General features: G+C 71.5%; 6 protein-coding genes. 4 read left to right on the forward strand and 2 right to left on the reverse strand.

All coding sequences use genetic code 11. From position 1 onward, the window contains the following. Positions 1-310: 310 nt before the first annotated feature. Positions 311-652, forward strand: coding sequence for a hypothetical protein (locus tag ACFXOZ_RS21990; protein WP_380592160.1), 342 nt, complete (start codon positions 311-313; stop codon positions 650-652). Between the two features lie 168 nt (positions 653-820). Next, on the forward strand, positions 821-2,125 hold the full coding sequence (locus ACFXOZ_RS21995) for a glycoside hydrolase family 10 protein (protein WP_380592162.1): 1,305 nt from the start codon (positions 821-823) through the stop codon (positions 2,123-2,125). Between the two features lie 39 nt (positions 2,126-2,164). Here ACFXOZ_RS21995 and ACFXOZ_RS22000 read toward each other — a convergent pair whose 3' ends face one another. Beyond that, positions 2,165-2,878 (reverse strand): MarR family transcriptional regulator, encoded by a 714-nt coding sequence (locus ACFXOZ_RS22000; RefSeq protein ID WP_380592164.1) that lies wholly within the window; start codon positions 2,876-2,878, stop codon positions 2,165-2,167. A 216-nt stretch (positions 2,879-3,094) separates the two neighbouring features. On the opposite strand from ACFXOZ_RS22000, the gene ACFXOZ_RS22005 reads away from it, so the two are divergent. Beyond that, positions 3,095-4,312 (forward strand): serine hydrolase domain-containing protein, encoded by a 1,218-nt coding sequence (locus tag ACFXOZ_RS22005; RefSeq protein WP_380592166.1) that lies wholly within the window; start codon positions 3,095-3,097, stop codon positions 4,310-4,312. A 77-nt stretch (positions 4,313-4,389) separates the two neighbouring features. Here the strand turns inward: ACFXOZ_RS22005 and ACFXOZ_RS22010 are convergent, their stop codons facing one another. Next, on the reverse strand, positions 4,390-5,004 hold the full coding sequence (locus ACFXOZ_RS22010) for an Imm43 family immunity protein (RefSeq protein ID WP_380592168.1): 615 nt from the start codon (positions 5,002-5,004) through the stop codon (positions 4,390-4,392). Between the two features lie 190 nt (positions 5,005-5,194). Here ACFXOZ_RS22010 and ACFXOZ_RS22015 point away from each other — a divergent pair, with 190 nt between their 5' ends. Beyond that, on the forward strand, positions 5,195-5,824 hold the full coding sequence (locus ACFXOZ_RS22015; protein WP_380592170.1) for a LysE family translocator: 630 nt from the start codon (positions 5,195-5,197) through the stop codon (positions 5,822-5,824). Positions 5,825-6,000: the final 176 nt, after the last annotated feature.

The following is a 6,000-nucleotide window of genomic DNA, read 5'->3' on the forward strand; positions in this document are numbered from 1 at the left end:
CCGGAGGGCTTGGAATCCACCCGTCCATCGAAGCGCGCCGGACGTGCCGTGAGGTGCTGCGACGTCCTTACGGAATGCGAACGGCGCCGACCAGGGGGAGGCCCGGTGGGGCCGCGAGGGCCCTCGGTGTTCGGTCTTGGGGAACCGGACCGTGCCCGTTCCGGTGGGGCGAAACGGGCCGGCACCGGGAGCCTCATGCTCGTCACGGCTGCCAACGTTCCGCCAACGAATCACCAATGCCCCGCTGGTGACGTAAGTCTGGTGTGACGAAAGCCTGGTGACGAATGGTCACCGCACGTAGGGTCCACCCATGAACGACGAGATCACGACCACGTTCGGCAACAGGTTCTACTCGTTCGACGGTCGGATTCTGGAGATCTTCGGCAGTGACCCCATCCGCTTCCACGTCCGGTACCTGCACCTGAGCGTCACCGGCCCGGACCGGAAGGGGAAGCGGACGGTGGAGATCGCGCACGGCCGGCCGGAGGCGCCGGGGGCCCGCTACGTCTGGACGTACACGGCCGCCGAATGGGAGCAGGCCCAGGGCCTGGTCGAGCTGCTGGAGGCGGTGCAGGCGGCCGTCGACTCCGCTGCCGCCGTCTCCGTCTCCGGCCCCGGGCCCGGAGACGGTTCCGGTTCCGGGCCGGGGTGATGCGGCCATCGGGTCGACATGCCCGTACCCACCCGCTCCCCGGGTCGTTGCTCCTGGCACGCAGGGACCGGTCCCTCGTCAGGGCGGCCGGACCGACGGGCAGCGAGCCGCGGCAGCCGAGCTGCGGCAAGCGAGCTGCGGGAAGCGGAAGCGAACGAGGGGTGCGACATGGGGCGAATCACGAGGCGGGGCTTCGTCGCGGGCACGGCGGCGGCACTCGGCGGGCTGGCCGCGGCCGGCCCGGCGCTCGCCGCAGGGCGGGGCGGGCCGCAGCAGAAGCCCCTGCGGGCGACGGCTGAACGGCGGGACGGCGCGCGGGACTTCCGCGGTGTCTGGCTGGCGACGGTGGCCAACCGGGACTGGCCCTCCCGGCCCGGCCTCACCGCGGAGGCCCAGCGCGCCGAGCTCCTCACCCTGCTCGACCAGGCGCAGGAGCGGCGGCTGAACGCGGTTCTGCTCCAGGTCCGCCCCACCGCGGACGCGCTGTGGCCGTCCCCGTACGAGCCCTGGTCGGCCTGGCTCACCGGGGTGCAGGGCCAGGACCCCGGCTGGGACCCGCTGGGCACCGCCGTCCAGGAGGCGCACCAGCGCGGCCTGGAACTGCACGCCTGGTTCAACCCGTACCGGATCGCGACCCACGACGACCCCTCGCGGCTCGTCCCGACGCACCCCGCCCGGGTCCACCCCGACTGGGTGGTGAGCTACGGCGGGCGGCTCCACTACAACCCGGGCCTGCCGGAGGTCCGCAGCTTCGTGCAGGACGCCGTGCTCGACGCCGTACGCCGCTACGACGTCGACGGCGTCCACTTCGACGACTACTTCTACCCGTACCCGGTCGCCGGGCAGCGCTTCGACGACGACGCGGCCTACGCCCGGTACGGGGCGGACTTCCCGGACCGCGCCGCGTGGCGGCGCGACAACATCGACCTCCTGGTGCGGGAGACGGGCGCCCGGATCAAGGAGGCCAACGGCCGGGTGCGGTTCGGGATCAGCCCGTTCGGGGTGTGGCGCAACCGGGCGACCGACCAGCGGGGCTCGGCGACCACGGCGGGCATCGAGGCCTACGACGACCTGCACGCCGACACCCGGACGTGGGTGCGCGAGGGCTGGATCGACTACATCTGCCCGCAGCTCTACTGGAACATCGGCTTCGCCCCCGCCGACTACGCGGTCCTGGTGCCCTGGTGGGACGAGGTGGCCAGGGGCACCGGCGTCGACCTCTACCTCGGCGAGGCCCTGTACAAGGCGGGCGCGTCGGGCCAGCCCGCCGCCTGGCAGGACCCGGCCGAACTGTCCCGCCACCTCACCCTGGCCCAGGACTACGGCACGGTCCGCGGCCACTGCTTCTTCGCGGCACAGGACGTCGCGGAGGACCCCATCGGCGCCATGGCCCGCGTCGTCGCCGACCACTACCCGCCGTCCCCGTCCCCGTCCCCGTCCCCGTCCCGGGGCCGGGACCTGGACCGTCCGTGAGACCGTCCTGGTAGATGCGGACGGCGGCGTCCGCCCCCCTCACGACAGCCCGGTGCCGGAGCGGCGGCGCTCCACGGCGCGGACGAGGTCGGTGCCGATCTCCGCGAGGAAGTCCGCCGCCGTGTCGAGACGCTGCCCGGCCGGGGTGCTGGCGCCCAGCAGGTCGGCGCCGGTGCGGGCGAACTCGGCGAGCAGGGCGTTGCGTTGGGCACTGGCCAGCATCGAGCGGTACCAGACGTCACCGTTGATGGTGTACTGCTCGCGGCGGCCGTGCTGCCCGTCCCGCTCGCGGCGGATCAGCCCCTGGTCCGCGAGGTAGCCCACGGCCTTGGACACCGAGGCCGGGCTGACGCCGAGGCGACGCACCAGGTCGGCCGCGCTCAGGCTGCCGCTGTCGGTGACGTACAGACAGCTGAGCACCCGGGCCACCATGCGGGGCAGCCCCATGTGGACGAGGAGGTCGGCGAAGCGGCCGGCGTAGTCGTCGACGGCCGCCGGGTCGCGCCCGTCCGGTGCGGCCGGGGTGCCCCCGGACGGTCGGGCGAGGCCGGGCCGGCGTCGGGCCCGGCGGGCGGTCGCGCGCTGGGCGGTCTCCGCGCGGTAGCGGCCGGGCCCGCCGTTGCGGGCGATCTCCCGGGTCACCGTGGAGGTGGGGCGGGCGATCAGCCGGGCGATCGCGGCGTAGTCCAGTCCCTCGGCGAGACCGGTCGCGATCGCGAGACGGTCCTGCGGGCTCAGCCTGGCACCCGGCACGGGTGGCTCCTCTCCTCGGGCCTTCGCACGAGTATCCGGATCCGGGCCGCGCGGTTGCAACCGCGTTTGCATTCGTCGGCATCGTCATTGCAATGATTGACCGTCACTGACCTGCTGTGATGCTGGCGTTGAAGCAATCAGATGTTGATGGATCCTCGAACTCGGCCGTACGTTCTTCACCGACGACGAAAGCCCGACCGACCAGGGGGACCCACCGTGAAGACCACCACCCGCACCGCCCTCGCCACCGGCCTCGCCACCGCCGTGGCCGCCGCCCTGCTGACCGCCACCGCCCCGGCCGCCCTCGCCGCCGCCCCCGATGCCAGGCACGGCGGCCACCAGGGACTCCAGGCCGCGCTCGACCAGGCGGTCACCGTCAACGGCCTGCCGGGGGTCACGGCCGAGGTCCGCGACCACGGCTCGACCTGGTACGGGCAGTCCGGCACCGCCGACCTGGCCACTGGGCAGAAGTTCAAGCCGCAGGACCGGTTCCGGATCGGCAGCACCACCAAGACCTTCGTGGCCACCGCGCTGCTCCAGCTGGAGGCCGAGGGGAAGCTGACACTGGACGACAGCGTCGAGCAGTGGCTGCCCGGCCTGGTCGACGGCAACGGGTACGACGGGTCGAAGATCACCCTTCGCCAGCTGCTCAACCACACCAGCGGGATCGCCAACTTCGCGATGGACGAAACGGTTTCGAAGGAGTTCCGGGGCGAGGCCTTCCTGCAGCACCGCTTCGACCGGTTCACCCCGCGCCAGCTGGTCGGGATCGGCATCGGTGTGAAGCCCAGCTTCGCGCCCGGCACCAGCTGGGAGTACTCCGACACCAACTACGTGCTGGCCGCGCTGGTCGTCGAACAGGCCACCGGCCACAGCCTCGCCCAGGAGATCGCCGACCGCTTCGCCAAGCCCCTGCACCTCAAGAGCACCTACGAGCCCGCCGCCGACGACACCGGCATCCAGGGGCCGCACGGCCGCTTCTACTCCAAGCTCGGCCCGTTCGACGCCCCGACGCTGCCCGTCCACGACGTCACCGAGCTCAGCCCGTCCTGGGGCTACGGCTCGGGGGACATGGTCTCCACGGTGGGGGACCTGAGCACCTTCTTCCAGGCGCTGCTGGGCGGCCGGCTGCTGCCGCCGGCGCAGATGGCGGAGATGGTCACCATGAAGGACCCGAAGGCAGGCCCCACGGGGTGGATCCCGAACTCCCACTACGGCCTGGGAATCGGCTCGATCACGCTGTCCTGCGGCGAGGTGTGGGGGATGGGCGGGGCGATCAACGGCTCCTGGTCGTACACGTTCGGGAGCCGGGACGACCGCCACATGATGTCGACCCAGGTCAACGGCGACTGGGCGAACGGCGAGGCGTGGGGGCCGGTCGCGGTCTTCACGAAGGAACTGGAGGCCGAGTTCTGCGGCGAGGGGAAGAAGTAGGGAACCCGGAACCCGGACAACACCGAGGAGCGGGACGTCGGCCCCACCGACTTCCCACTCCTCGGCCGTCGAGCGCGTCAGGCGCTCTGGACGGTCCCGATGTCCGGCAGCTCCACGAAGGTGACTCCTCTCGGGCCGAACCGCCGCGCGGCTTCGGCGAACCTCTCCGAGCAGAAGGCAACCCCGAGGAGCGGGATGGAGTCGAAGAGGAACAGATCGCGCTCCGGCGGCGTCCCGAAGCGCAGTTCCCAGACCTTCTTGATCTGCCCGTCGCGGCGGAAGTCGATCCTCGACCCCGCGAGGTCGACCACGTCCTCGACCTTGAGCAGTTCGGTCCGGGGGAACTTCACGAAGTAGTAGTCCTTCGCGGGGATCCGCCTGCCCTTGCTGGACACCACGTTCAGCTTCGCGGCCTGCCAGCCACCGGTGTCGGTGGCCCGCATCAGGGCCAGGAACTCGCCGCTGACGACGTGCCCGTCGAACTGCGTGTGGAAGTCGAAGTCGTAGGCCCGGTCCTTCGTGATCAGCCACAGCTCGGCCGGCAGGTCGGCGAGCGGGGAGTCGCCCGTGGCGTAGTGCCAGGCGTACTGCATCGGCCGGTCGTGGCCGTCGTCCGAGAACTCCTCGTGGATCAACCCGTTGAGGAAGGCCGGGCAGCGGGCCTCGTCCTGGTACGCCAACGCGAAGTGCAAAGCGGTGATCCCCCGTCCACGGCCGGACACGGAGCCGGCCCCCGCCCCCGTCGTCGCCAGCCTACCGATCAGTGCGGCCGCACGGGATTCGTGAATGCGGCGGTACCGGGCCTTCACCTCACCGCCGGTCCTCCGTCTCGGCCTACGAATATCGCTTGCAGGGCTGCCACGCCCGCACGAGCATCGGCCCATGCCTGTCGATCCGCACCTCTTCGCCGTCTTCCTCGTCACCACCCTCGTCGCGATGGTCACCCCGGGACCGGACATGCTGTTCATCCTCGGCTGCGGGATCCGCGGCGGCGCCCGTGCCGGGCTGCTCGCCACCGCGGGGGTCGCGACCAGTGAGGCCGTTCACATCGCGCTCGCCGCCGTGGGACTGTCCGCGTTCTTCGCCGCCGCGCCGACCGCGTTCACCGCGCTGCGCCTGGCCGGCGCCGCCTACCTGGTGTACCTCGGTGTGCAGGCGATCCGCCACCGCGGCCGGGAGCGGGTCGAGTCGGCGGGCGCGAACGGGGTCTCCGGCCGACGCGCTTACGTTCGCGGGCTGTTGACCAACTTGGTGAACCCGAAGATGGTCACGTTCACGATCGCGTTCCTGCCCCAGTTCGTCGACCCCGGCCTGGGTCGAGTCTGGCTCCAGTTCCTGCTCCTCGGGGCGGTCTTCATCGCGATCGAGTTCCTGGTCGACGGCACCGTGGGCGTGCTCGCGGGCCGGATCGGGGGCTGGCTCGACCGGCGCGCGGCCGCCCGCCGCCGCCTCGACGTGGCGACCGGCGGCGTCTTCATCGGCCTGGGCGTACGTCTCGCGGTCGAGCGATAGGGCGTTCCGCACGGATCGACCACCCGTCGACCCGGCTCAAGGGTGTGATCCTCAAGGCAACGAGGAGTGGGGGGGGGGGCCCCCCCCCAAAACCCACCCGCGCCGCGGGGTTATAAACAAAAAACCACCCACCAACACTGTGGTATAATAGAGTTATGGGGTGAGGTGTGAATAGA

The sequence above is a fragment of the Kitasatospora sp. NPDC059160 genome (assembly GCF_042755465.1).
In the GTDB taxonomy this organism is placed as follows: domain Bacteria; phylum Actinomycetota; class Actinomycetes; order Streptomycetales; family Streptomycetaceae; genus Kitasatospora.

Coding starts and splice junctions, on each gene's coding strand:
- ACFXOZ_RS22015 (WP_380592170.1), top strand. CDS start 5,195: ATGCCTGTCGATCCGCACCTCTTCGCCGTCTTCCTCGTCACCACCCTC.
- ACFXOZ_RS21990 (WP_380592160.1), top strand. CDS start 311: ATGAACGACGAGATCACGACCACGTTCGGCAACAGGTTCTACTCGTTC.
- ACFXOZ_RS21995 (WP_380592162.1), top strand. CDS start 821: ATGGGGCGAATCACGAGGCGGGGCTTCGTCGCGGGCACGGCGGCGGCA.